Here is a 23286-nt window from a genome sequence, read left to right as displayed (position 1 = left end):
TTTCCCCTCAGCATCCCCTTCACCCACCGAAAGGAAAGCCATGTCCACCTACCGCATCGCCCCCCCGTCCGCGGCCCTGCGCCGCGCCGTCTTCACCGCGGTGGCCGCCGCCGCCCTGGCCGCCAGCGGCATGGCCGGCGCGCAGACCAAGACGATCTACATCGGCATGAACGGCGGCACCTTCGAGAAGGCGTACACGCAGTACGTTTTCCCGGCCTTCGAGAAGGCCAACAACGTCAAGGTAGTGGTGGTGCCCGGCACCTCGTCCGACATCCTGGCCAAGGCGCAGGCCAACAAGGACCGTCCGCAGATGCACGTGATGTTCCTCGACGACGGCATCATGGCGCGCGCCATCGGCATGGGCCTGTGCGAGAAGCAGCGCCCGAGCGCCGCGCTCAACGAGATCTACCCGGCCGCGCGCTTCAAGGGCGACATGGCCAGCGGCGTGAGCCTGGGCATGACCGGCCTGGCCTACAACGCGAAGATGTTCAAGGAAAAGGGCTGGGCCGCGCCGACCTCGTGGATGGACTTGGCCGACCCGAAGTACAAGGGCAAGGTGGTGTTCCAGTCGGCCTCGGCATCGTCCTTCGGCCTGCACGGCTTCCTGATGTTCAACCGCATCCAGGGCGGCAGCGAGAAGAACGTCGAACCCGGCTTCAAGGCCTGGCCGACCACGATCGGGCCGAACGTGCTGGAGTACATCCCGAGTTCGGCCAAGCTCTCCGAGATGGTCCAGACCAACGAGGCGGCGATCTTCCCGCTGACCCCCACGGCCGTGGCAGCGATGAAGACCAAGGGCATTCCGGTCGAGTACGCGAACCCGAAGGAGGGCTCTGTGGTGCTGATCGTCGGCCAGTGCGTGATCGCGAACAACAGCGAGCCCGAGCTGGCGCAGAAGCTGACCGAGTTCCTGCTGTCGCCGCTGGCGCAAGCGAACGTGCTGCAGTACGGCAGCCAGATCCCGACCAACCCCAAGGCACCGGTCGTGGGGGAGGGCGTCGCGCAGGTGGCCGCGATCAACGGCTATATGAAGACGGCGATCACGGTGGATTGGGACAGCATCAATGCGAACCGGCCGGCTTGGAATGCGCGGTGGAATAAGACGATCGAGCGGTGATCGTTTTCATGGGCTGATAGCTGTGGGCGTGGGGGCGTCGGCGGGCGGTATGCCTTTGGGCGGCAGCCGTCTCCGGCCCTTCGGGCTTCGCTGCTGCTCCTCGCGTCAGGCGGGGTCCGCGCAAACTCGCTGCGCTCAAACACGCGCGGCCCTGATCCGCCTGCCCCTGCGGTGCTCGCCGGAGCCTCAACAGCCGCCCAAAGACATACCGCCCACCGACGTGGACCCGATCGTGGTGCATCCTTCTCGGCGAGCGCAGTCGTCGCGCATCCACCAAGCCCGGCAGGCGGTGCGGGCCGGGCGATCCCCTGTGCGTCGCTGAGGAGCGCAGCGCCATCGGCTGCGCGCGCAGCGCGCTTCAACCACTGACTCGTCGCAGCTGTTTGAGCGAAGAGAACGAAGTGAGCGCAGCGAGTTCTGCGACGCAGCCGATGGCGCGAGCACCGCAGGGAAGCCGCGAAGCGGCCGGCGCACCGGGGTCGACCGGCCCGCACCGCCTGCCGGGCGGACGCCGCAAACGCCCACAAAGACCTACGCGTCCCCCAGCACCCACCCCGCCGCCTTCTCCGCCATCATCAACGTCGGACTGTTCGTGTTCCCACTCGTGATCGTCGGCATCGCGCCGGCATCCACGACGCGCAGCCCCGCGATCAACCCGCCCCGCCCATCCCGCACCCGCAAGCGCGAATCCAGCACCGCCATCGGGTCCCCGTCAGCGCCCATCTTCGTGGTGCCCACCGGATGAAAGATCGTGGTCGCGATGTCACCGGCCAGACGCGCCAGATCGTCGTCGCTCTCGTACTGCGGCCCTGGCTTCCATTCCACTGGCTTGTACCTGGACAACGCCGGCTGCGCCGCGATGCGACGCGTCACGCGCAATGAATCGGCCGCGACCTTGCGATCCTCGTCGGTGCTCAGGTAGTTGGGCGCGATCGCCGGTGCGTCCTCGAAGCGCGCGCTCTTGATGCGCACCGAGCCGCGGCTGGTCGGGTTCAGGTTGCACACGCTCGCGGTGAAGGCCGGGAAGGCATGCAGCGGGTCGCCGAAGGCGTCGAGCGACAGCGGCTGCACGTGGTACTCGAGGTTCGGCCATTCGTGGTCGGGCGAACTGCGCGTGAAGGCGCCGAGCTGCGACGGCGCCATGCTCATCGGGCCGCTGCGCTTCATCAGGTACTCGAGCCCGATCTTCGCCTTGCCCATCATCGACGACGCCAGCACGTTGAGCGTCGGCGCCCCGTCGATCTTGAACACCGCACGGATCTGCAGATGGTCCTGCAGGTTGGCGCCGACGCCGGGCAGGTCGGCGACCACGTCGATGCCGCGTTCGCGCAGCAGGTCGGCCGGGCCGACGCCCGAGAGCTGCAGCGTCTGCGGCGAGCCGATGCTGCCGGCGCACAGCAGCACCTCGGCGGTGGCGTGCGCGGTCACCATCTCCTGGCCGTCCCATACCTGCGCGCCGGTGCAGCGCTGGGAGCCGTCGGGCTGCGTCTCGACGATCAGCTTCGCCACCTGCGCGCCGGTCCACATCTCGAAGTTGGGGCGGCCGTAGCAGGTCGGCCGCAGGAAGGCCTTGGCCGTGTTCCAGCGCCAGCCGTTCTTCTGGTTGACCTGGAAGTAGCCCACGCCTTCGTTGCTGCCGCGGTTGAAGTCGGTGGAATGCGGGATGCCGGCTTCCTGCGCGGCCTGCGCGAAGGCGTCGAGGATGTCCCAGCGCAGGCGCTGCTTCTCCACCCGCCACTCGCCGCCGGCGCCGTGCATCTCGTCGGCGCCGAGGTAGTGGTCTTCGTGCTGCTTGAAGGCCGGCAGCACGTGCTCCCATTTCCAGGCGTCATCGCCGGTGAGCTGCGCCCACTGGTCGTAGTCGCGCGATTGGCCGCGCATGTAGATCATCCCGTTGATGCTGGAACTGCCGCCCAGCGTCTTGCCGCGCGGGTAGCGCAGCGTGCGGCCGTTGAGGCCCGGGTCGGGCTCGGTGCTGTAGAGCCAGTCGGTGCGCGGGTTGCCGATGCAGTAGAGGTAGCCGACCGGGATGTGGATCCAGTGGTAGTCGTCCTTGCGGCCGGCCTCGATCAGCAGCACGCGCTTGCGCTTGTCCGCCGAAAGCCGGTTGCACATCAGCGCGCCGGCCGTGCCGCCGCCGATGACGATGTAGTCGAATGTGGTGTCGCTCAACGCGTTGTCTCCAAAACAAAGAAAGCCCGGGCCGGTGTGTCCGGGCCTCGGGCTTTGCAGTTTAGGGGGCAATCGCTGGCGCGATGCTTACGTCATGGGCGCTCAGGCCACCTCGGCGAGCGCGTCGCCCAGGGCGTTGATCATGCGGTCGATCTCGGCCTTCTCGGCGATGAAGGGCGGTGCGAGCTGGATGGTGTCGCCGCCGTAGCGCACGTAGAAGCCTTTCTTCCAGCAGGCCATCGCCACTTCGTACGGGCGCTTGGCCGGCTCGCCGGGCACGGGTGAGAGCGTGATGCCCGCGGCCAAGCCGAAGTTGCGGATGTCGGCGACATGCTGGCTGCCCTTCAGGCTGTGCACCGCGTTCTCGAAGTGCGGCGCCAGCGCGCGCACGCGGCCGACCATGTCTTCGCTCGTCAGCACGTCGAGCGCCGCGATGCCGGCGGCGCAGGCCACCGGGTGGGCCGAGTAGGTGTAGCCGTGCGGGAACTCGACCATGTAGTCCGGTCCGCCGGCCGCCATGAAGGTGTCGTAGATCTCCTTGCTGGCGATCACGGCGCCCAGCGGCTGCGCGCCGTTGGTCACCTGCTTGGCGACGTTCATGATGTCCGGCGTCACGCCGAAGGCATCGGCGCCGGTCATGGCGCCCATGCGACCGAAGCCGGTGATGACCTCGTCGAAGATCAGCAGGATGTTGTGCGCGGTGCAGATGTCGCGCAGGCGCTGCAGGTAGCCCGCGGGCGGCACGATCACGCCGGCCGAGCCGGACATCGGCTCGACGATCACGGCGGCGATGTTCGATGCATCGTGCAGCGCGATCAGGTCGAGCAGACGGTCGGCCAGGTGCGCGCCTTCGGTCGGCATGCCGCGCACGAAGGTGTTGCCGGGCAGCACGGTGTGCGGCAGGTGGTCGGCTTCCACGGCCTGGCCGAACAGCTTGCGGTTGCCGCCGATGCCGCCCACCGAGATGCCGCCGAAGTTCACCCCGTGGTAGCCCTTCTCGCGGCCGATCAGGCGCGTCTTGCTGGCCTGGCCCTTGGCGCGCCAGTAGGCGCGTGCCATCTTGAGCGAGGTGTCGGCGGCTTCAGAGCCCGAGCCGGTGAAAAAGACGTGGTCCAGGCCGGCGGGCGTGAGTTCCTTCAGTTTGTTGGCCAGCTCGAACGAGGCCGGGTGACCGAACTGGAAGGCCGGCGCGTAGTCGAGCTTGGCGATCTGGCGGCTCACCGCTTCGGTGATCTCGGGTCGGCCGTGGCCGAGGCCGGTGCACCACAGGCCCGACAGGCCGTCGAACACCTTGCGGCCGCTGTCGTCGGTGAAGTAGGCACCCTTGGCTTCCACCACCATGCGCGGGTCGGCCTTGAAGTTGCGGTTGCCGGTGAAGGGCATCCAGTGCGCGTCGAGCCAGGCGGCATCGGTGCGGGAGGCGGCAGGCGGGGTCGGAGCGGTGAGGGTGGTCATGGGCGCGGCGTTGGGTGAATGGGATGAATCGGCTCGCCGGATTGTTCGTCGCGCGCTTATTCCTGAAAATGGCGCAATATCGAAGTTCACTTGAGCATCCATGCAAGTAAAGCCACCCCAGAAACCTCTCGAAAAATCACGCGCCTTGCTTGGCCAGCTGAGCGACATGGACCTGCGCCTGCTCAAGGTGTTCAAGAGCGTCGTCGAATGCGGCGGCATGGCGGCGGCCGAGCTGGAGCTCAACATCGGCACCTCCACCGTGAGCCGCCACGTCAAGGACCTGGAGACGCGCATGGGCCTGGTGCTGTGCCGGCGCGGGCGCGCGGGCTTCGCGCTCACGCCGGAGGGGCAGCGCGTCTACGACGAGACGCTGCGCCTGCTGGCCTCGGTCGAGGCCTTCCGCAGCAGCATCGACGACATCCACCACCGCATGGGCGGGCAGCTCGACGTGGCGGTGTTCGACAAGACCGCGAGCAACCCGCAGGCGCGCGTGGGCGACGCCATCGCGCGCTTCGCGACGCGCGCGCCCGAGGTGCGGCTGAACATCCACGTCGGCTCCATCAACGCCATCGAGCGCGGCGTGATCGACGGCCCCTTCCAGGTCGGCATCATCCCGGCGCATCGCAGCTCGAAGACGCTGGCCTATGCCGATCTGTTCGGCGAGACGATGCTGCTGTATTGCGGTGCGCGGCACCCGCTGTTCGGCGCGGCGCATGCCGGCCTCACGTGGGAAAAGCTGCGCGCGCATGCCTTCGCCGGCCTGGGCTTCCACTCGCCCAACATGGAGCTCAGCCACCGCGCGCGGCTGGTGCGCAAGGCCACCGGCTTCGACCAGGAGGCGATCGCGATGCTGGTGCTGTCGGGCCAGTACCTGGGCTTCCTGCCCGATCACTACGCCAAGGGCTTCGAGCAGGACGGGTTGATGCAGGCGGTGGCGCCCAAGCGCTTCCGCTATGCCTGCCGCTTCGTCAGCTTGCTGCGGCGTTCGCCGGCGCCGTCGCGTGCGGCGCAGCTGTTTCAGGACTGCCTGGTGGCGGCGCACGAGGCCGGTTGAGCGTCGGCGCGGGCAGATGCTTTAGCGCGCCGGCGTCCGCCGCGAGCGGGAGCGGGAGCGCCCGCCTTCCGCTGCGAGGTAACGGTAGAGCCGCGCATCGTCGGCATAGCCCACGTTGAAGCGCAGCCACGGCGTCGGCCGCAGGTCGGTGCGGAACAGGTCGCCCGGCGCCAGCAGGAAGCCCTCGGCGATGGCGCGTTGCGCGAGCGCGCGCATGTCGACATCGTCGCGCTCGAAGCGCGCCCAGAGAAAGGGCCCGCCCGTCGGCCGCAGGAAGAGCTGCATGCCGGCCGCTTCCAGCCCGTCGCAGACCTTCTCTTGCGCCGCGCGCAGTTGCCCGGCCAGGCGCGTCAGGTGGGCGCGGAACTTTCCTTCGGCCAGCACGCCGTGCATCAGCTTCTCGTTGAGCTCCGAGGTCGTGAGGCTGTTGACCATCTTGTGCAGGATGAGCTTCTCGGCGAATTCCTCGCTGCAGGCCACGAAGCCCACGCGCAGGCTGGGCGACACCGTCTTGGAGAAGCTGCCGATGTGGATCACGCGCTGGAGCCGGTCGAGGCTGGCCAGCGACGTGGCGCCGGGCGGCTCCAGGCCGGACATCGTGTCGTTGTCGACGATGTGGAAGTCCAGCTCCTCCGCCAGCCGCAGCAACTGGTAGGCGACCGCCGGGCTGCACTGGCTGCCGGTGGGGTTGTGCAGGTTGGCGGTCGTGAAGAAGGCCTTGGCGCGGTGCCGTTGCGCCAAGGTGCGCAACGCCTCGAGGTCGGGGCCTTGCGCGGTGCGCTCGATGCCCACGAGCTTCAGGTCGAGCGACCGCAGCATGGCGAACAGGTTGGTCGAGCTGGGCTCGTCGACCAGCACCACGTCGTGCGGCTGCAGCAGGCAGCGCGCCGCGAGGATCAGCGCCTGCGACGCACCGTGCGTCAGCACGATCTGGTGCGGCGGCGCCTCGATGCCCTTCTGCGCCAGCAGCACCTGGATCTGCTGGCGCAGTGGCAGGTAGCCGTACGGGTTGCCGTAGTTCGCCAGGCCCGCGGCCGACTTGCGCGAGAGCGCGGCCAGCGCGCGCCGCACGCCTTCGGTGTGGAGCAGCTCCGGCGGCACCCAGCCGCAGCCGGCGTTCAGCAGGCTGCGGTCGTCTTCGTACACATGCTTGAGCAGCCACAGCGAATCGACCGAGGTGCGGCCGGCAAAGGGCTTGCGCCGCGTGCCCGAGCGCTCGGCCGCCGCGACGTAGTAGCCGCTGGCACTGCGCGCTTCGACATGGCCTTCGGCCACCAGGCGCTGGTAGGCGTTGGTCACTGTCATGGTGCTCACGCCGCACGATGCCGCGAGCCCACGGACCGAGGGCAGCTTGTCGCCCGCTGTCATGGCGCTCGACGAGATGTCGCGCAGCAAGGCGTCGTAGACCTGGCGCACCAGCGGGGTCGAAAGGGTCGGGTCGATGGCGATCATGGCGGTGGTCGATGCACGGTTTGTGTGCGAGGCGTGGCCCCAATCGGGTGATATTGCCTCAACTGTTCTGCAACAGAAAACAGAACTGTACATATGCGTTTCAGGCGATTTCGCTCCCAATGCGGAGCACGCCAGCCCGGATGGGCAGGCTGCGCTCATCAACCTGAATCCCCCCAACGTCCATGCAGCAACGCTCTTTCGGGCCCGTCCGCCCCACCGGTTTCCTGTCGCGCCGTGTCACGAAGTGGGCCGCCACCGCCTTGCTCGCGGGCGCGGTCATGGCCCCGGCCATGGCGCAGACCAGCACCCTCAAGATCATCCCGAGCACCAACATCACGGTGCTCGACCCGATCTGGACCACGGCCTACGTCACGCGCAACTTCGGCTACATGGTCTACGACACGCTGTTCGCCACCGACCTCGAAGGCCACGTCAAGCCGCAGATGGTCGACAAGTGGAAGGTCTCCGCCGACAGCAAGACCTGGAGCTTCACGCTGCGCGACGGCCTGGAGTTCCACGACGGCAAGCCGGTGACCAGCGAAGACGTGGTCGCCTCCGTCAAGCGCTGGGCCAGCCGCGACACCTTCGGTGCGCAGCTCGCCAAGAACATGGAGCGCTACGAGACGCCCGACGCGAAGACCTTCGTGTTCGTGCTCAAGGAGCCCTTCGGCCTGGTGCTCGAAGCGCTGGGCAAGCCGTCGTCGAACGTGCCCTTCATCATGCCCAAGCGCATCGCCGACACCCCCGGCGACACGCAGATCAAGGAAACCGTCGGCTCCGGCCCCTACGTTTTCAAGGCCGACGAGTTCCGCCCCGGCGAACGTGCAGTGTTCACCAAGAACACGCGCTACAAGCCGCGTGCCGAAGCGCCTTCGGGCACGGCGGGTGGCAAGAACGTGTACGTCGACCGCGTCGAATGGCTGCTCATCCGTGACGCGCAGACCCAGATGAACGCGCTGCTCAACGGCGAAGCCGACATCCTCGAGCAGCCGGCCTTCGAGCAGTACGCCACGCTGCGCACCCACCCCGACATCCAGCTGGTCGATGCGCAGCCCGCTGGCAACCAGTTCATCCTGCGCTTCAACTTCCTGCAGCCGCCCTTCGACAACGAGAAGGTGCGCCGCGCCGCCATGCTGGCGCTCGGCCAGGAAGCCTTCCTGCGTACCCAGGTCGGCACACCGGGCCTGACGCGCTACTGCAAGAGCATGTTCCCCTGCGGCACGCTGTTCGAGTCGGAGCAGACCGGCGACTACACCGGCATCGCCAACCCGGCCAAGGCCAAGGCGCTGTTGGCCGAAGCCGGCTACAAGGGCGAGCCCGTGGTGCTGATGCGCCCGACCGACAACGCGACCATCGGCAAGCTGCCGCTGGTGGCCAAGCAGCAGCTCGAGCAGGCCGGCTTCAAGGTCGACATGCAGGCCATGGACTGGTCGACGCTGGTCGCGCGCCGCGCCAAGAAGGACGCGCCCTCGGCCGGCGGCTGGAGCGCCTTCATGACCTCGTGGACCGCTTCGGACATCCTGAACCCGATCACCATGGCGATGATGAACGCCACCGGCGACAAGGGCTGGTTCGGCTGGCAGAGCGATCCGAAGCTCGAGGAGATCAAGGCCCAGTTTGCCCAGGCCAAGACCGACGCCGAGAAGAAGAAGCTGGCGACCGCCGCGCAGCTGCGCGCCTTCGAGACCGCGACCCACGTGCCGGTCGGCCAGTACAACCAGCCGGCCGCCGTGCGCAAGACCATCAGCGGCCTCGTGCCCGCCGGTGCGCAGGTGTACTGGAACATCAAGAAGCAATAAGCCCACGCGGGGCGGCGGCCCCGCGTTCGCCGTCACCTCGCGGAACCTTTCATGCTGAACTTCCTGGGCAAGCGCCTGCTCGCCACGCTTCCGGTGCTGCTGGTCGTGGCCATCGCCATCTTCATGATCGTCCGGCTCACGCCGGGCGACCCCGCCGCCGTCATCGGCGGCAACAGCGCCACCAACGAAGACCTGGACCGCATCCGCGTGCAGCTGGGCCTGACCAAGCCGCTGTGGACGCAGTTCGCCATCTGGGGCAGCGGCGTGCTGCACGGCGACCTGGGCTTCTCCTTCTTCCTCAACAAGCCGGTGACCGAACTGATCGGCCAGCGCATGGAGCCCACGCTCTCGCTGGCCGCCGGCACGCTGCTGCTGGCCGTGGCCATCGCGCTGCCGCTGGGCACGCTGGCGGCGTGGCGCATGGGCGGCTGGCTGGACAAGATCGTCATGTCCTTCTCGGTGGTCGGCTTCTCGGTGCCGGTGTTCGTCATCGGCTATGTGCTGATCTACCTGCTGGCGATGAAGCTGCAGTGGTTTCCGGTGCAGGGCTACAAGCGCATCGGCGAAGGCGTGTGGCCGTGGATGCGGCAACTGGTGCTGCCCTGCCTCACGCTCGCCATCACCTACGTGGCGCTGCTGTCGCGCGTGACCCGCGCCGCCGTGAGCGAGGCGTTGACGGAAGACTACATCCGCACCGCGCGCGCCAAGGGCATCACCGAGCTCGAGGTGCTCAAGCACCACGCGCTGCGCAATGCGGCCGTGCCGGTGGTCACCGTGATCGGCGTGAGCGCCGCGCTGCTGCTCGGCGGCGTGGTCGTCACCGAGACGGTGTTCGCCATTCCCGGCCTGGGCCAGCTCACGGTCGATGCGGTGCTCAACCGCGACTTCCCGGTGCTCCAGGGCGTGGTGCTGTTCTTCGCGCTGGTCTACATCGGCGTCAATCTGCTGGTCGACATCAGTTATCTCTTCCTCGACCCGCGCATCCGTTACTGATCATGAGCAACCTCCAAAGACTCTGGCGCAACAGCGCCGTGCGTGGCGGCGTCGTCGTGCTCGTGGTGCTGGCACTGATGGGCGTGTGCGCGCCCTGGCTCGGCACCTTCGACCCGTCGGCGATGGACCCGAGCTTCATCTCGGTCGACGCCGGCACCGCCGGCCAGGTGACGATGCCCGACGGCAGCCAGATCGCCCACACCTTCTGGATGGGCAGCGACAGCGTGGGCCGCGACGTGTGGAGCCGCGTGCTGTACGGCACCCGTGTGTCGATGATGGTCGGGCTGTTCACCGCCTTCGTCGCCATCGCCTTCGGCTGCGTGCTGGGCATGCTGGCCGGTTATTTCCGCGCGGTCGACGCGGTGCTGATGCGCGTGATGGATGGCGTCATGGCCATCCCCGCCGTGCTGCTCGCGATCACCCTGGTGGCCATGCTGGGCGCCAACCTGTCGACCGTGATCCTCGCGATCGCGGTGCCCGAGGTGCCGCGCGTCACGCGGCTGGTGCGCGCGCTGGTGATGAGCCTGCGCGACGAGCCCTTCGTCGAGGCCGCGCGTGCGCTGGCCACGCCCGACGTCACCATCCTGTGGCGCGACATCCTGCCCAACGCGCTGGCGCCGCTGATTGTGCAGGGCACCTTCATCGCCGCATCGGCCGTGCTGACCGAGGCCATCCTGAGCTTCCTCGGCCTGGGTCTGCCGTCGGACGTGCCGACCTGGGGAAACATCATGGCCGAAGGCCGGGTGCAGTTCTCGCAGAGCCCCGGCAACGTGCTGTTCCCCGCGCTGTTCCTGGTGCCGACGGTGCTGGCGATCAACCTGCTGGGCGACGGGCTGCGCGACGTGCTCGACCCCAAATTCTCCAAGCGCGTCTGAGCGTCCCATTCCTTGTCTGCCATGAACGCCACGAACGATTCCACGCCCCGCGACACCATCCTCGAAGTGCGCGGCCTGCAGGTCGCGCTGCCGTCTGACGCCGACCGTCCGCACGCCATCGAGCGCCTCGACCTGCGCATCGAAGCCGGGCGCACGCTCTGCATCGTCGGCGAATCCGGCTCCGGCAAGTCGGTGCTGGCCACCACTGTGATGGGGCTGCTGGCCAAGGGGCTGACGGTCACCCGGGGTGATGTGGTGCTGTCGGGCGAGACGCTGGTCGACCAGGGCCGCTTCGTCGCTGACAAGCGCCTGCGCCAGCTGCGCGGCACCGTCATGGGCATGGTGTTCCAGGAGCCGATGACCGCGCTCAACCCGGTGCTCGGCTGCGGCGAGCAGGTCGACGAGCTGCTGCGCACGCACACCGACTGGAACGCCGCGCAGCGCAAGGCCCGCATCCTCGAAATCTTCGAGCGCGTGCGCCTGCCCGAGCCGGCGCGCATCTTCGCGAGTTTCCCGCACCAGCTCTCCGGTGGACAGCGCCAGCGCATCGTGATCGCGATGGCGATCATCCTGAAGCCGCGCCTCTTGATCTGCGACGAGCCGACCACGGCGCTCGACGTGACCACCCAGGCCGAGATCCTCAAGCTCATCGCCGAACTGCAGGCCGAGCAGGGCAGCGCGGTGCTGTTCATCACGCACGACATGGGCGTGGTCGCCGAGATCGCCGACGACGTGATGGTGATGCACCGCGGCGCGCTGGTGGAGCAGGGCCCGTGCGAACAGGTGCTGCGCCGGCCGCGCGAGGCGTACACGCGCATGCTGCTCGACGCCGTGCCCGGCATGACGCCGCCTGCGCCGCGCACGCTGCCCGGCGGCGCGCCGCTGCTGGTCGGCACCGGCGTCGGCAAGGTCTACACGCGGCGCGACTGGATGGGGCGCGCCAGGCACACCGACGCGCTGCGCGATGCGAGCGTCGCCGTGCACCGCGGCGAGACGGTGGGCGTGGTCGGCGAATCGGGCTCGGGCAAGTCGACCTTCGCGCGCTGCATGATCCGGCTGATCGACCCCAGCGCGGGGTCGATCCGCTGGGGCGATGCCGCGGTCGAATCGCTGCCCGAAGGCCGACTGCGCCCGCTGCGCTCGCGCATCCAGGTGGTGTTCCAGGACCCGAACCGTTCGCTCAACCCGCGGCGCACCGTGGGCTCGTCGATGGTCGAAGGCGCGATGAACTTCGGCATGGACCGGCTGCATGCGCGCCGCACCGCCGAAGAGCTGATGGACCGCATCCAGCTGCCGCGCACCGCGCTCGACCGCTACCCGCACCAGTTCTCCGGTGGTCAGCGCCAGCGCCTGGCGATCGCCCGTGCCATCGCCTGCCAGCCGCAGGTGCTGGTGGCCGACGAGGCGGTGTCGGCACTCGACGTGTCGGTGCAGGCGCAGATCCTCGACCTGCTGCGCGAGATCCAGCGCGACCTCGGGCTGGGCATCCTCTTCATCACGCACGACCTGCGCGTCGCGGCCCAACTGTGCGACCGCGTGATCGTGATGAGCCAGGGCCGCATCGTGGAAGAGGGCGCGACCGGCCGGGTGTTCGGCGCACCGGCCGAGGACTACACGCGCCGGCTGCTCGCCGCCGCGCCGCGCGCGGAACTCGCTGGCGCATGAACCTGCCGAGCGTCGCCGCCTGGCGCACGGCGCGGGCCGACCCGGCCTGGCGTGCCGCCTTCGCGGCCGGCCGGCGCGACATCGCCGGCGCCGCGCTGGGCACCGTGGCCATGGGGCTGGTCGCCGGCGTGGCGATGGCCAAGAGCGGCCTCGGTCTCGGCCTGGTGCTGGGCGTGTCGCTGCTGGTCTTCGCCAGCGCGTCGCAGCTGGCCTGCCTGCCGCTGATCGCCGCGGGCGCGCCGCTGTGGGTGATCGCCGCGACCGCGGGCGTGCTCAACCTGCGCTTCGTCGTCTTCAGCGTGCACTGGCGTCGCTACTTCGGCGGGCACAGCCGGTTCCATCGCGTGCTGTTCTCGTACCTGGCGGGCGACCCGGTGTATGCGCAGTTCGTCCAGCGCTATCCCGTGCCTGCGCCCGACGGCCGCACGACGACGGCGCAGCAGGGCTACTTCCTGGGGCTGGCGCTTACCAACTGGGCCGCCTGGCACGTGGCCTCGCTCGCCGGCATCTTCCTGGCCGACGCGATTCCGGCGGCGTGGGGCCTGCGCTTCATCGGCGTGCTGGCGCTGCTGGCATTGGCGCTGCCCATGCTCACGGACCGCGCAGTGCGCTGCTCGGCGCTGGCGGCGGGCGCGGTCGCGCTGGCCACGGCCTCGCTGCCCATGGGGCTGAATGTCGTCGCGGCCATCGCCACCGCCTTCGTCGCGGGGCTGTGGGCCGACAAGCGTTGGGGCGTGCGCTGATGTCGTGGTACACGACGCATGCGTGGCTGGCCGTGCTCGCGCTGGTGGCGGTGACGGTGCTCACGCGCAGCTTCTTCCTGCTGTCCAACAGCGAGCCGCGCTTGCCGGCCTGGCTGCTACAAGGCCTGCGGCATGCGCCCGTGGCAGCGCTGCTGGCCATGGTCGTGCCCGAGGTCTTCCTGAGCAACGGCCACCTGCTGGCCGATTGGCGCGATGCGCGCCTGTTCGCCGTGGCCGCGGCATTGCTGTACTGGCTGGCTCGGCGAAACGACGTGACCGGGACGATCCTGGTCGGGACGGCTACGCTCATGGTGCTGAGGCTGGGACTGGGCTGGCCTTGATTCGACAACTGAAGAGAAACGGAAACTGAAATGACGATGGCAATGAGCTGGTCCGAATGGGCGGATCACGATGCGACGGCGCTGGCCGAACGGGTGCGCAAGGGCGAGGTGAGCCCCGCTGAGCTGGCGGCGCAGGCGAAGGCGGCCATCGCCAAGGTCGATGGCTCGCTGAATGCCGTGGTCGAGGTCTTCGACGACGCGGTGGCCGACCCGGTGGGCAACGAAACGAACATCGACGGCACCTTCGCCGGCGTGCCCTACCTGATGAAGGACCTGGGCCCGACGCTCAAGGGCCGGCTGCAGGAATTCGGCTCGCTGCTGATGCAGGGCCACCGTCCGGCCGAGGACAGCTTCCTCACCGGCAAGATCCGTCAGGCGGGCCTGAACATCATGGGCCGCACCACCACGCCCGAGTTCGGCGTGTGCAGCTCGGCGGAGAACACGCTCTACACGACGCGCAACCCGTGGGACACGGCCTACACCACCTACGGCTCGTCGGCCGGCACGGCGGCCATCGTGGCGGCGGGCGTGCTGCCGATGTCACATGCCACCGACGGCGGCGGCTCGATCCGCATCCCGGCCGGGGCCAACGGCAACATCGGGCTGAAGGTGTCGCGCGGCGTGTTCTCGCTCGCACCGAACCTGTCGGACCTGTCCGGCCTCGTCTCGATCCAGGGCTGCCACAGCCGCACGGTGCGCGACACCGCAGCCTTCGTCGACCAGTGCCGCGGCGGCGCGCCCGGCGAGTTCATGCCCTTCTGGTCGCCGGCCGAGCCGTACAGCGAACTCATCAAGAAGGACCCGGGCCGCCTGCGCATCGCGCTGTCGCACGAGTGGGGCGACTACCGCGCCACGCCGCATTTCGTGGCCGAACTGGAGCGCGTCGGCCGCTTCCTCGAAGGACTGGGCCACCATGTCGAATGGGCGCTGCCGAAGGTCGACTTCCAGACCGCCTTCGCGGCGCAGACGACCTGCTACATCAGCAACTTCGCGCAGGTCATCGCCGGCCAGATCGCGCGCCTGGGCCACGAGCGCCCGCCGGCCGAGCTGCTGGAGCCGATCAACATCAAGATCTGGGAAGCCGGCCTCGACACCTCGTACACCGAGCGCTCGAAGATGCAGGCGGTGTTCAACACCACCTCGCGCGCCTTCGGAAATTTCTTCGAGGACTGGGACATCATCCTCACGCCGATCACCGCGCTGCCGACGGTCAAGGTCGGCACGCCGGAGTACCTCACCACCAGCGACACGCCATCGGTCTACGACTGGTTCGCCAACCTGTGGCAGAACTTCGCATACACGCCGCTCGCCAACCTGTGCGGCATGCCGGGCATCTCGCTGCCGCTGGCCGCGCAGGAGAACGGATTGCCGCTGGGCATCCAGGCGCAGGCGCGTCAGGCGAATGACGGGCTGCTGCTGCAACTGGCGGCGCAGATCGAGCGGGCCATTGGCGGCAAGTGGAACGCGGGGCTGCGGCCTGGGGTGCATGTGACCGGGGCTTGAACTTGCTGAGACGCCGCGCGCCGGGCTCATGCCGACGCGGTGCACTGCTCCGTTCGTGTCCCCCGGCCTGCGGTCTCCTCCTTTACCTCACTGCGCAGTACACCGCACCGACCTGAGCCTAGTGACGGCGGTGGTTGATCACGCTGCACGACACAGCGCGTCCAGGCCGAGGGTGGTGGGTGACTCCTGCAGTGAAGTAAAGGAGGAGGCGAAGCCGGGGGACATGAGCGGAAGGAGTCACCCATCGCCCTCGAGCCCACCCTGAACATCGGCGCCCCAAAGGAAAACGCCGCGGACCAACAAAGGCCCGCGGCGTTTTACATGGAAGCCGTCGAGTTACTTCGCCGTCGGCATCACGAACTCAGCACCCTTGCCGATGCTCTCCGGCCAGCGCTGCATGATCGACTTCTGCTTCGTATAGAAGCGCACGCCTTCTTCGCCATACGCGTGCATGTCGCCGAACAGCGAACGCTTCCAGCCGCCGAAACCGTGCCACGCCATCGGCACCGGGATTGGGACGTTGATGCCGACCATGCCGACCTGGATGCGGCGGCCGAACTCGCGCGCCACGTTGCCGTCGCGGGTGAAGCACGACACACCGTTGCCGAACTCGTGCGCGTTGATGAGGTCCACCGCTTCCTTCAGGTCGCCGACGCGCACGCAACCCAGCACCGGGCCGAAGATCTCTTCCTTGTAGATGCGCATCTCGGGCGTGACATGGTCGAACAGCGTGCCGCCCATCCAGTAGCCGTCGTCGCAACCGGTGCCGGCCTTGGCGCCGTCGAACTGGCGGCCGTCGACCAGCAGCTTGGCGCCTTCCGTCACGCCCAGGTCGATATAGCCGGTGATGCGTTCATGCGCGGCACGCGTGACGATCGGGCCCATCTCGGCGTCCAGGTTCTCGCCGTCGAGCACCTTCAGCGTCTTGGTGCGCTCGATCAGCTTGGGCAGCAGGCGGTCGGCCACGTCGCCCACCAGCACCGCCACCGAGATCGCCATGCAGCGCTCGCCGGCCGAGCCGTAGCCCGCGCCGATCAGCGCATCGACCGCCTGGTCGATATCGGCGTCGGGCATCACGACCATGTGGTTCTTCGCGCCGCCCAGGGCCTGCACGCGCTTGCCGTGGCGGGCGCCGGTCTCGTAGATGTAGTTGGCGATCGGGGTGGAGCCGACGAAGCTCACGGCCTTGACGTCGGGGTGCTCGAGCAGCGCATCGACTGCGACCTTGTCGCCCTGCACCACGTTGAACACGCCGTCCGGCAGGCCGGCCTGCTTCAGCAGCTCGGCCATCTTCAGCGAGGCGCTCGGGTCGGTCGGGCTCGGCTTCAGGATGAAGGTGTTGCCCGCGGCGATGGCCACCGGGAACATCCACATCGGCACCATCACCGGGAAGTTGAACGGCGTGATGCCGGCGACCACGCCAAGCGGCTGGCGCAGCGTCCAGTTGTCGATGCCCGTGCTCACCTGGTCGGTGAAGTCGCCCTTGAGCAGCTGCGGAATGCCGCAGGCGAACTCGACGATGTCGATGCCGCGGCTGACCTCGCCCTGTGCGTCGGTGAAGACCTTGCCGTGCTCGGCGGTGATCAGGTGGGCCAGTTCGTCCTTGTGCTCGTTGAGCAATTGCAGGAACTTGAACATCACGCGGGCGCGGCGGATCGGCGGCGTGTCGGCCCAGGCCGGGAAGGCGGCTTGCGCGGCTGCCACGGCGGCGTCGACCGCCGCCTTGTCGGCCAGGCCGACCTTGCCGGTGACCTTGCCGCTGGCGGGGTTGGTCACGTCCTGGCTGCGGCCGGATCCGTTGGCCACGGCGCGGCCGTGGATGTAGTGGTCGATGGAGGCGATGGTCATGGTGGTGTCTCGTGTGCGAGGAGGGATGCGGGCAGTTTAGGCACGCGGCACCCTGGCGCCAAGCCGCCTCCGGCTTAACTGATTGTTCGATATGGTGAACAATCGAGCCATGGACTCCCGAAAGATCGAAGCGCTCTGGACCCACCTGCACGCGCTCACCGTGCTGGCGCAGCAGGGCAGCTACACGGCCGCGGCGCAGCGCCTGGGCGTGAGCAAGGCGGCGATGAGCCAGCGCATCGCCGAGCTGGAACAGGCGGCGGGCGTGCCGCTGGTGCAGCGCACCACGCGCAGCGTGCGGCTCACCGAAGCCGGGCAGCGGCTGGTCGACGAGATGCGCCCGAACTTCGAGCAGATTGCCCACAGCTTCGCCGGCGTGCGCGACCTGGCCGGCGTGCCGCGTGGGCGGGTGCGCGTGACGGCGCCGGTCGCCTTCGCGCGCCAGCAGCTGGTGCCGCGGCTGGCGGACTTCCTGCGCACCTACCCCGAGGTGCGCATCGAGCTCGACCTGTCGGACCGGCTCAGCTCGCTGGCGATGGAGGGCTTCGACCTCGCGATCCGCCACACCGCCGCGCCGCCGGACACGCACGTCGCCTGGGTGCTGTGCCCGACCCGCTCGGTGCTGGCGGCCAGCCGCGGCTACCTGCGCCGCCGCGGCACGCCCGATTCGCCGGCCGCGCTGGCCGCGCACGACTGCCTGCACTACCCGCGGGCGCAGGACACGCCGACCTGGCACCTGGAGCGGCGCGCCGGCCGCGCGGGGAGTGCGGGCAGCGATGGCCAGCGCGTCACGGTGCCGGTGTCGGGCCCGCTGGCCGCCAACAACAGCGAGGCGCTGCGCGACGCGGCCCTGGCGGGGCTGGGCATCGCGCTGCTGCCGGACTTCAGCGCGCAGGCGGCGCTGCGCGCGGGCAAGCTGGTCGAGGTGCTGCCGCAGTGGACGCCGGTCGGTGCCTTCGGGGAGCGCCTGTATGCCATTCGCCCCTACGCGAGCCATGTGCCGCGCGCGGTGGCGGCCTTCGTCGCCTGGCTGCGCACCTCGCTGGCCGACGGTTTCGGCGTCGACCCTTGACGGGCGCGTCATACCCTCCGGTTAGGATGACGCGCCACCACCAACGAGCCTCCCGGAACAGACTGCCTCCATGCCACTGCCTGCGCCGAACACTGCGCCCACCACGCTCGCCGCTGCGCCGAACGAGCCGGTGCGTGCACCGCCCCGCGTGGCGCGCGGCGGGGAAGGCGCGGTGGTGGCGGAAGGCCAGTGGACGGCCCTGGCCTTCTCGTCGCGCCGGGACTGGACCGTCCTCGCCGACAGCCTGCACGCGCTGCCGAACGGCGATGTCGCCTGGGACCTGCGTCCCATCGAGCAGCTCGACCACATCGGCGCCCAGGTGCTGTGGAAGCACTGGGGTGGTGCCTGGCCCCAACGCATCGAGATGGACCCGCCGCACAAGGCGGTGCTCGAGCACGTGGCGACGTTCACTTGCGCGCCGCCGCCCGAGGCCAGTCCCACGCTGGCCGATCGTCTCAAGGCCTATGCCCACCACGGCCCGCGCGCCCTCGCGGTGGCGCGCGACCTCCTGCGGATGATCGGCCAGCTCGTGCTGGACATCGGCACCTTGGTCCGCGCACCGCACCGCGCGCCCTGGCGCGACCTGTCGGGGCAGCTCTACCAATTCGGCACCACCGCGCTGCCGATCACCGCGCTGGTGGGGGCGTTGATCGGCGTGGTGCTGGCCTATCTCATGTCGAACCAGTTGCGCAACTTCGGTGCGGAGGCCTTCATGGTCAACATCCTGGGCCTGTCGCTGATCCGCGAACTCGGGCCGGTGCTGGCTGCGGTGCTGGTGGCCGGCCGCTCGGGCTCGGCCATCACGGCGCAGATCGGCGTGATGCGGGTGACCGAGGAACTCGACGCCATGCGCGTCATGGGCATCCCGCACGGCTACCGGCTGGTGATGCCGCGGGTGCTGGCGCTGGCCATCGCCATGCCGCTCATCAGCATGTGGACGTCGATGGCGGCGCTCGCCGGCGGCATGGTCGCGGCCAACCTCACGCTCGACCTGTCGCCTGCGTACTTCATGCAGGCGCTGCCGCGCGCGGTGCCGCTGTCGAACCTGTGGCTGTCCCTCGGCAAGTCGGCGGTGTTCGGCATCCTCATCGCGCTGGTGGGCTGCTACTTCGGCATGAAGGTCCAACCCAACACCGAGAGCCTGGGGCGCGGCACGACCTCGTCGGTCGTGACCTCGATCACCGTCGTGATCCTGGTCGACGCGCTGTTCGCCGTGTTGTTCCGCAGCGTGGGCTTCCGATGATCGACGTGCCCGCAGCCGACGCGCCGGTGGTGGTCGACATCCGCAAGCTGTGGACGACCTTCAAGTCGCCCGACGGCGAGCAGGTGGTGCACCGCGACCTCGACCTGTCGATCCGCCGCGGCGAGGTGCTGTCGCTGGTCGGTGGCTCGGGCACCGGCAAGACGGTGCTGCTGCGCCAGATCCTCGGGCTCGAACATCCGACGCGCGGCGAAGTGACGGTGCTCGGCCAGCGGCCGGGCCAGCTGGGCGCGCGCGATGCGGCGAAGGTCGGCATGCTGTTCCAGCACGGCGCGCTGTTCTCGGCCTTCAGCGTGCTCGAGAACATCGCCTTCCCGCTGCGCGAACTGCGCCTGCTGCCCGACGACCTGATCCGCGACGCAGCGCTGGTCAAGCTGCAGATGGTGGGCCTGAAGCCCGAGCATGCCAACCGCAGCCCGTCGGACCTGTCGGGCGGCATGATCAAGCGCGTGGCCCTGGCGCGCGCGCTCATCATGGACGCGCCGCTGCTGCTGCTCGACGAGCCGACCGCCGGCCTCGACCCCGCCGCTTCCGACAGCTTCTGCGACCTGCTGCGCAGCCTGCACCGCGAGCTGGGCCTGACGGTGGTGATGGTCACGCACGACCTGGACACGCTGTTCGACCTCTCCACGCGCATCGCGGTGCTGGCCGACCAGCGCGTCATCGTCTCGGGGCGGCCGCGTGAGGTGATGGCCTACGAGCACCCGTTCATCCACGACTACTTTCTGGGCGGGCGCGGAAAGCGCGCCGTGGAAGCCCTGCACGACACCCCCGCCGGCGATGCGCCGGCCGAAAGGTAGACCCCATGGAAAACAAGGCCCATGCCCTCGCCGCCGGCGCCTTCGTGCTCGGCCTGGTCGCCGTGCTCGTCGCGTTGGTGGTCTGGCTCACGCGCGACGACACGGTGCGCAACACCTACGAACTCTCGACCCGCGACGCGGTGAGCGGCCTGCAGCCGCAGGCGATGGTGCGCTACCGCGGCATCGCGGTGGGCAAGGTCACGGCCATCGACTTCGATCCGAAGGTCAAAGGGAACGTGCGGGTGCGCATCACCGTCGATCAGCGCGTGCCGCTGACGCAGTCGAGCTTCGCCACGCTGAGCTACCAGGGCGTGACCGGCCTGGCCTTCATCGCGATCGACGACAAGGGCGAGTCGCAGGTGGCGCTGGCGCCCGACGAGGCCAACCCGCCGCGCATCCCGCTCAAGCCCTCGGTGCTGGCACAGCTGCAGGACCGCGGCGAGGTGATCCTCAAACAGGTCGAGCAGGTCACGAGCCGGGTCAACACGCTGCTGGACGACACCAACCAGAAGCGCATCGCCGACGCGCTGGAGAACATCGCGCAGGCCGCGGCGAGCGCGAACCAGCTGACCAAGCAGCTCGACAACACCGTCAAGACGGGCCTGAACCCCGCGCTCACCGCGTTGCCGCCGCTGATCGACCGCACGCGCGACACGATGGGCAGCGTCAAGACGGCCGCCGGCGACATCTCGCGCGTGGCCAACAACCTGAACACGACCGCCAACCGGCTCAACGCGCCCGACGGCCCGATCGACCGGCTGGGCGACGGCACCAAGGCGCTGTCGCAGGCGGTGGACAGCTTCAACATGGCGACGCTGCCGCGGATCAACCGCGTGGCCGACGACACGGCGGGCGCAGTGCGCCGCCTCGGTCGTGCGGCCGATGGCATCAACGACAACCCGCAGTCGCTGTTGTTCGGCAACGGCGGTGCCGTCGCCGGCCCGGGCGAGCCGGGCTTTTCCGCACCGGCCGCGGCCGCACGTCCTTCGAGGTGATGACCATGCCCACACGTTCCCTTCTGCCGGCCTGCGCGGCCGTGCTCGTTGCCGTCGTGCTGGCGGGCTGCAGCGCGCTGCCCGACCGCCCCGCGCGCGCCATGCTCTACGACTTCGGCCCGGTGCTGGCCGCACCCGCGTCGGCCGACGCGGCACCGCTGCCGACGCTGGCGCTGGCCGAGGTCGACGCGAGCGCGCGCCTCGAAGGCACGCAGATCCTCTACCGCCTGGCCTACGCCGACCCGAATGAACTGCGGCCCTACGGCCAGTCGCGCTGGAGCGTGGCCCCCAACCAGCTGGTCTACCAGCGCCTGCGCGAAGCCCTGGCCCAGCGCCGCACGGTGCTCAGCCGCGAAGAGAGCGCGACGCTGGCGCGCACGGCCGGCCGCGTGCCACGCACGCTGCGCGTGTCGCTCGACGAGTTCAGCCACTATTTCGAGGCGCCGGCGCAGAGCGATGGCCTGGTGCGGCTGCGCGCCACGCTGATCCAGAGCAGCGCCGGCGGCGACAGCGTGCTGGCGCAGCGCAGCTTCATGGTGCGGCGCCCGGCGCCCACGGCCGATGCGTCCGGCGGCGTGCGGGCGCTGGCCGCGGCCAGCGATGCGGCCATCGCCGAGCTGGTGGCCTGGCTCGACCAGGTCCGTTGACGCCGATGCGCCGCGCGGCGGCTAGCGCCCGAGGATCGGGAACAGCTTGCCCAGCCCGTCGGCCATCACCTCGACCGCCAGCGCGGCGAGGATCAGGCCCATCAGCCGCGTCATCACGTTGATGCCGGTCTTGCCCAGCACCCGCGCGATCGGTTCGGCCAGCGAGAAGGCGATGCCGGTCGCCAGCCCGATCACCACGCCGTAGCCGACCAGCACGGCCAGCTCCCAGAGGTGCTGCGTCTTCTCGGCGTAGATCACCACCGTCGACATGGTGGCCGGCCCGGTCAGCAGCGGGATGGTCAGCGGCACGACGGCGATCGATGCGCCCAGCGAGGCCTTGACCTCGGTCGCGCGGATCTCTTCCTTGTTGGTCTTGGCCTCGGCCGGCTGCGCGTTGAGCATGTTGAGCGAGCTGATGAGCAGCAGCATGCCGCCGCCGACCTGGAAGCTGGCGATCGAGATGCCGAAGAAGCCGAGCAGCTGCAGGCCGAGCAGCGCGCTGATGGCGATCACCACGAAGGCGCTGAAGGCCGAGATCCACGCGGTGCGGCGCCGTTGGCGCTCGTTGTATTCCTGCGTGTAGTGGATGAAGAAGGGGACGATGGCCAGCGGGTTCACGATGGCCAGCAGCGTGATCAGCGGCTTGATCAGGTCCATCGTGGGACTGGCCATCAGCGTCCCCCGCTGACGTCGACCAGTGCCATGGTGGTGTAGCTGGCCTCCGGCGAGAGCAGCCACAGCACGGCGCCGGCGATCTCCTCGGCGTTGCCGACGCGCTTCATCGGCACGCTGGGTGCCAGCGCGGCGGCGCGCTCGGGCATGCCGCCGGAGGCGTGGATGTCGGTGGCGATCAGGCCGGGGCGCACCGCGTTCACGCGGATGCCTTCGTCGGCCACTTCCTTGGCGAGGCCGACGGTGAAGGTGTCGATCGCGCCCTTGCTGGCAGCGTAGTCGACATACAAGCCGGGCGAGCCGAGCCGCGACGCCGCGCTGGAGATGTTGACGATGGCACCGCCGCTGCCGCCATGTTTGGTGCTCATGCGCCGCACCGCTTCGCGGGCGCAGACGAAGCTGCCGATCACGTTGATGCGGAACATCCGTTCGAGCCGGGCCACGCTCATCTCGTCGACGCGGGCCTGCACATCGACCACGCCGGCGTTGTTGACCAGCGCGGTGAGCCGGCCGAGCTTGGCGTCGACGGTCTCGAACATCGCCAGCACCTGGGCTTCGTCGCCCACGTCGGCCTGCACGGCGATGGCGGTGCCGCCGGCAGAGCGGATGGTGCGGACCACGTCGTCGGCGGCCAGCGAGTTGCTCGCGTAGTTGACCGCCACGGCATAGCCGCGACGTGCGGCGAGCAGGGCAACGGCAGCACCGATGCCGCGACCGCCGCCCGTGATCAGAAGGATCTGCTGGTTCAATTCCCGCCTCCTGCACGAAAGCCGTGCGTGGGTTAAAAAAGCGCCCCGGCGCGATTACATCATCGCCGCCTTCCTG

General features: G+C 69.2%; 20 protein-coding genes. 14 read left to right on the top strand and 6 right to left on the bottom strand.

Features of this window, described 5'->3' with window-relative positions:
- Nucleotides 1-40 precede the first annotated feature (40 nt).
- On the top strand, nt 41-1117 hold the full coding sequence (locus ACSFA2_RS13410) for an ABC transporter substrate-binding protein (RefSeq protein ID WP_435455795.1): 1077 nt from the start codon (nt 41-43) through the stop codon (nt 1115-1117).
- A gap of 531 nt (nt 1118-1648) precedes the next feature.
- On the opposite strand, the gene ACSFA2_RS13405 is transcribed toward ACSFA2_RS13410, so the two are convergent.
- Nucleotides 1649-3289 carry a GMC family oxidoreductase gene (locus ACSFA2_RS13405; protein ID WP_435455794.1) on the bottom strand — a complete coding sequence of 547 codons (1641 nt, stop codon included), beginning with the start codon at nt 3287-3289 and terminating at the stop codon, nt 1649-1651.
- A 102-nt stretch (nt 3290-3391) separates the two neighbouring features.
- Nucleotides 3392-4744, bottom strand: coding sequence for an omega-aminotransferase AptA (gene aptA / locus ACSFA2_RS13400; protein ID WP_435455793.1), 1353 nt, complete (start codon nt 4742-4744; stop codon nt 3392-3394).
- A 100-nt stretch (nt 4745-4844) separates the two neighbouring features.
- Between aptA and ACSFA2_RS13395 the strand changes: the two genes are divergently transcribed.
- Nucleotides 4845-5798: a LysR family transcriptional regulator gene (locus ACSFA2_RS13395; RefSeq protein WP_435455792.1), complete on the top strand. Its 954-nt coding sequence runs from the start codon at nt 4845-4847 to the stop codon at nt 5796-5798.
- Between the two features lie 21 nt (nt 5799-5819).
- Here the strand turns inward: ACSFA2_RS13395 and ACSFA2_RS13390 are convergent, their stop codons facing one another.
- Nucleotides 5820-7250: an aminotransferase-like domain-containing protein gene (locus tag ACSFA2_RS13390; RefSeq protein WP_435455791.1), complete on the bottom strand. Its 1431-nt coding sequence runs from the start codon at nt 7248-7250 to the stop codon at nt 5820-5822.
- 182 nt (nt 7251-7432) lie between these two features.
- Here ACSFA2_RS13390 and ACSFA2_RS13385 point away from each other — a divergent pair, with 182 nt between their 5' ends.
- The 7 genes from ACSFA2_RS13385 to ACSFA2_RS13355 are packed head-to-tail and all read left to right on the top strand — an operon-like array spanning nt 7433 to nt 15169.
- Nucleotides 7433-9049: an ABC transporter substrate-binding protein gene (locus ACSFA2_RS13385; RefSeq protein ID WP_435455790.1), complete on the top strand. Its 1617-nt coding sequence runs from the start codon at nt 7433-7435 to the stop codon at nt 9047-9049.
- A gap of 51 nt (nt 9050-9100) precedes the next feature.
- Nucleotides 9101-10042: an ABC transporter permease gene (locus tag ACSFA2_RS13380; protein ID WP_435455789.1), complete on the top strand. Its 942-nt coding sequence runs from the start codon at nt 9101-9103 to the stop codon at nt 10040-10042.
- A 2-nt stretch (nt 10043-10044) separates the two neighbouring features.
- On the top strand, nt 10045-10917 hold the full coding sequence (locus tag ACSFA2_RS13375) for an ABC transporter permease (protein ID WP_435455788.1): 873 nt from the start codon (nt 10045-10047) through the stop codon (nt 10915-10917).
- A gap of 21 nt (nt 10918-10938) precedes the next feature.
- Nucleotides 10939-12582, top strand: a complete 1644-nt coding sequence (locus ACSFA2_RS13370; protein ID WP_435455787.1) for a dipeptide ABC transporter ATP-binding protein — start codon at nt 10939-10941, stop codon at nt 12580-12582.
- Entirely contained in the window at nt 12579-13325 is a 747-nt protein-coding gene (locus ACSFA2_RS13365; RefSeq protein WP_435455786.1) for an AzlC family ABC transporter permease, read from the top strand. Before ACSFA2_RS13370 ends, ACSFA2_RS13365 begins: the two co-directional genes overlap by 4 nt.
- Entirely contained in the window at nt 13325-13666 is a 342-nt protein-coding gene (locus ACSFA2_RS13360; RefSeq protein WP_435455785.1) for an AzlD domain-containing protein, read from the top strand. Before ACSFA2_RS13365 ends, ACSFA2_RS13360 begins: the two co-directional genes overlap by 1 nt.
- 30 nt (nt 13667-13696) lie before the next feature.
- Nucleotides 13697-15169: an amidase gene (locus ACSFA2_RS13355; protein ID WP_435455784.1), complete on the top strand. Its 1473-nt coding sequence runs from the start codon at nt 13697-13699 to the stop codon at nt 15167-15169.
- A gap of 336 nt (nt 15170-15505) precedes the next feature.
- On the opposite strand, the gene ACSFA2_RS13350 is transcribed toward ACSFA2_RS13355, so the two are convergent.
- Nucleotides 15506-17017 (bottom strand): CoA-acylating methylmalonate-semialdehyde dehydrogenase, encoded by a 1512-nt coding sequence (locus ACSFA2_RS13350; RefSeq protein WP_435455783.1) that lies wholly within the window; start codon nt 17015-17017, stop codon nt 15506-15508.
- Nucleotides 17018-17126: 109 nt separating this feature from the next.
- Between ACSFA2_RS13350 and ACSFA2_RS13345 the strand changes: the two genes are divergently transcribed.
- From ACSFA2_RS13345 to ACSFA2_RS13325, 5 genes are all read left to right on the top strand, one after another.
- A complete protein-coding gene (locus tag ACSFA2_RS13345; RefSeq protein WP_435455782.1) occupies nt 17127-18086 on the top strand; it encodes a LysR family transcriptional regulator in 960 nt (319 codons plus the stop codon).
- A 70-nt stretch (nt 18087-18156) separates the two neighbouring features.
- Nucleotides 18157-19329, top strand: a complete 1173-nt coding sequence (locus ACSFA2_RS13340) for an MlaE family ABC transporter permease (RefSeq protein ID WP_435455781.1) — start codon at nt 18157-18159, stop codon at nt 19327-19329.
- Nucleotides 19326-20147, top strand: coding sequence for an ABC transporter ATP-binding protein (locus ACSFA2_RS13335; protein ID WP_435455780.1), 822 nt, complete (start codon nt 19326-19328; stop codon nt 20145-20147). Before ACSFA2_RS13340 ends, ACSFA2_RS13335 begins: the two co-directional genes overlap by 4 nt.
- Nucleotides 20148-20152: 5 nt before the next feature.
- Nucleotides 20153-21142 (top strand): MlaD family protein, encoded by a 990-nt coding sequence (locus ACSFA2_RS13330; protein ID WP_435455779.1) that lies wholly within the window; start codon nt 20153-20155, stop codon nt 21140-21142.
- Between the two features lie 5 nt (nt 21143-21147).
- Nucleotides 21148-21789, top strand: a complete 642-nt coding sequence (locus tag ACSFA2_RS13325; protein WP_435455778.1) for an ABC-type transport auxiliary lipoprotein family protein — start codon at nt 21148-21150, stop codon at nt 21787-21789.
- A gap of 21 nt (nt 21790-21810) precedes the next feature.
- On the opposite strand, the gene ACSFA2_RS13320 is transcribed toward ACSFA2_RS13325, so the two are convergent.
- Together ACSFA2_RS13320 and ACSFA2_RS13315 are read right to left on the bottom strand one after the other, a co-directional pair.
- A complete protein-coding gene (locus tag ACSFA2_RS13320) occupies nt 21811-22446 on the bottom strand; it encodes a MarC family protein (protein ID WP_435455892.1) in 636 nt (211 codons plus the stop codon).
- A 14-nt stretch (nt 22447-22460) separates the two neighbouring features.
- Nucleotides 22461-23210, bottom strand: a complete 750-nt coding sequence (locus ACSFA2_RS13315; protein ID WP_435455777.1) for an SDR family oxidoreductase — start codon at nt 23208-23210, stop codon at nt 22461-22463.
- Nucleotides 23211-23286: the final 76 nt, after the last annotated feature.

Source organism: Variovorax cryoconiti (genome assembly GCF_051216395.1).
Taxonomy (GTDB): domain Bacteria; phylum Pseudomonadota; class Gammaproteobacteria; order Burkholderiales; family Burkholderiaceae_C; genus Variovorax.
Note: the sequence above shows the minus strand (reverse complement) of the source record. Positions and strands in the feature narration are given on the sequence as shown.

Bases quoted from the DNA above. Each gene is read 5' to 3' on its own strand.
- ACSFA2_RS13360 (WP_435455785.1), top strand. From the start codon at position 13,325: ATGTCGTGGTACACGACGCATGCGTGGCTGGCCGTGCTCGCGCTGGTG.
- ACSFA2_RS13345 (WP_435455782.1), top strand. From the start codon at position 17,127: ATGGACTCCCGAAAGATCGAAGCGCTCTGGACCCACCTGCACGCGCTC.
- ACSFA2_RS13330 (WP_435455779.1), top strand. From the start codon at position 20,153: ATGGAAAACAAGGCCCATGCCCTCGCCGCCGGCGCCTTCGTGCTCGGC.
- ACSFA2_RS13335 (WP_435455780.1), top strand. From the start codon at position 19,326: ATGATCGACGTGCCCGCAGCCGACGCGCCGGTGGTGGTCGACATCCGC.
- ACSFA2_RS13370 (WP_435455787.1), top strand. From the start codon at position 10,939: ATGAACGCCACGAACGATTCCACGCCCCGCGACACCATCCTCGAAGTG.
- ACSFA2_RS13375 (WP_435455788.1), top strand. From the start codon at position 10,045: ATGAGCAACCTCCAAAGACTCTGGCGCAACAGCGCCGTGCGTGGCGGC.
- ACSFA2_RS13365 (WP_435455786.1), top strand. From the start codon at position 12,579: ATGAACCTGCCGAGCGTCGCCGCCTGGCGCACGGCGCGGGCCGACCCG.
- ACSFA2_RS13340 (WP_435455781.1), top strand. From the start codon at position 18,157: ATGCCACTGCCTGCGCCGAACACTGCGCCCACCACGCTCGCCGCTGCG.
- ACSFA2_RS13385 (WP_435455790.1), top strand. From the start codon at position 7,433: ATGCAGCAACGCTCTTTCGGGCCCGTCCGCCCCACCGGTTTCCTGTCG.
- ACSFA2_RS13320 (WP_435455892.1), bottom strand. From the start codon at position 22,446: ATGGACCTGATCAAGCCGCTGATCACGCTGCTGGCCATCGTGAACCCG.
- ACSFA2_RS13350 (WP_435455783.1), bottom strand. From the start codon at position 17,017: ATGACCATCGCCTCCATCGACCACTACATCCACGGCCGCGCCGTGGCC.
- ACSFA2_RS13390 (WP_435455791.1), bottom strand. From the start codon at position 7,250: ATGATCGCCATCGACCCGACCCTTTCGACCCCGCTGGTGCGCCAGGTC.
- ACSFA2_RS13325 (WP_435455778.1), top strand. From the start codon at position 21,148: ATGCCCACACGTTCCCTTCTGCCGGCCTGCGCGGCCGTGCTCGTTGCC.
- ACSFA2_RS13410 (WP_435455795.1), top strand. From the start codon at position 41: ATGTCCACCTACCGCATCGCCCCCCCGTCCGCGGCCCTGCGCCGCGCC.
- ACSFA2_RS13380 (WP_435455789.1), top strand. From the start codon at position 9,101: ATGCTGAACTTCCTGGGCAAGCGCCTGCTCGCCACGCTTCCGGTGCTG.
- ACSFA2_RS13395 (WP_435455792.1), top strand. From the start codon at position 4,845: ATGCAAGTAAAGCCACCCCAGAAACCTCTCGAAAAATCACGCGCCTTG.
- aptA (WP_435455793.1), bottom strand. From the start codon at position 4,744: ATGACCACCCTCACCGCTCCGACCCCGCCTGCCGCCTCCCGCACCGAT.
- ACSFA2_RS13355 (WP_435455784.1), top strand. From the start codon at position 13,697: ATGACGATGGCAATGAGCTGGTCCGAATGGGCGGATCACGATGCGACG.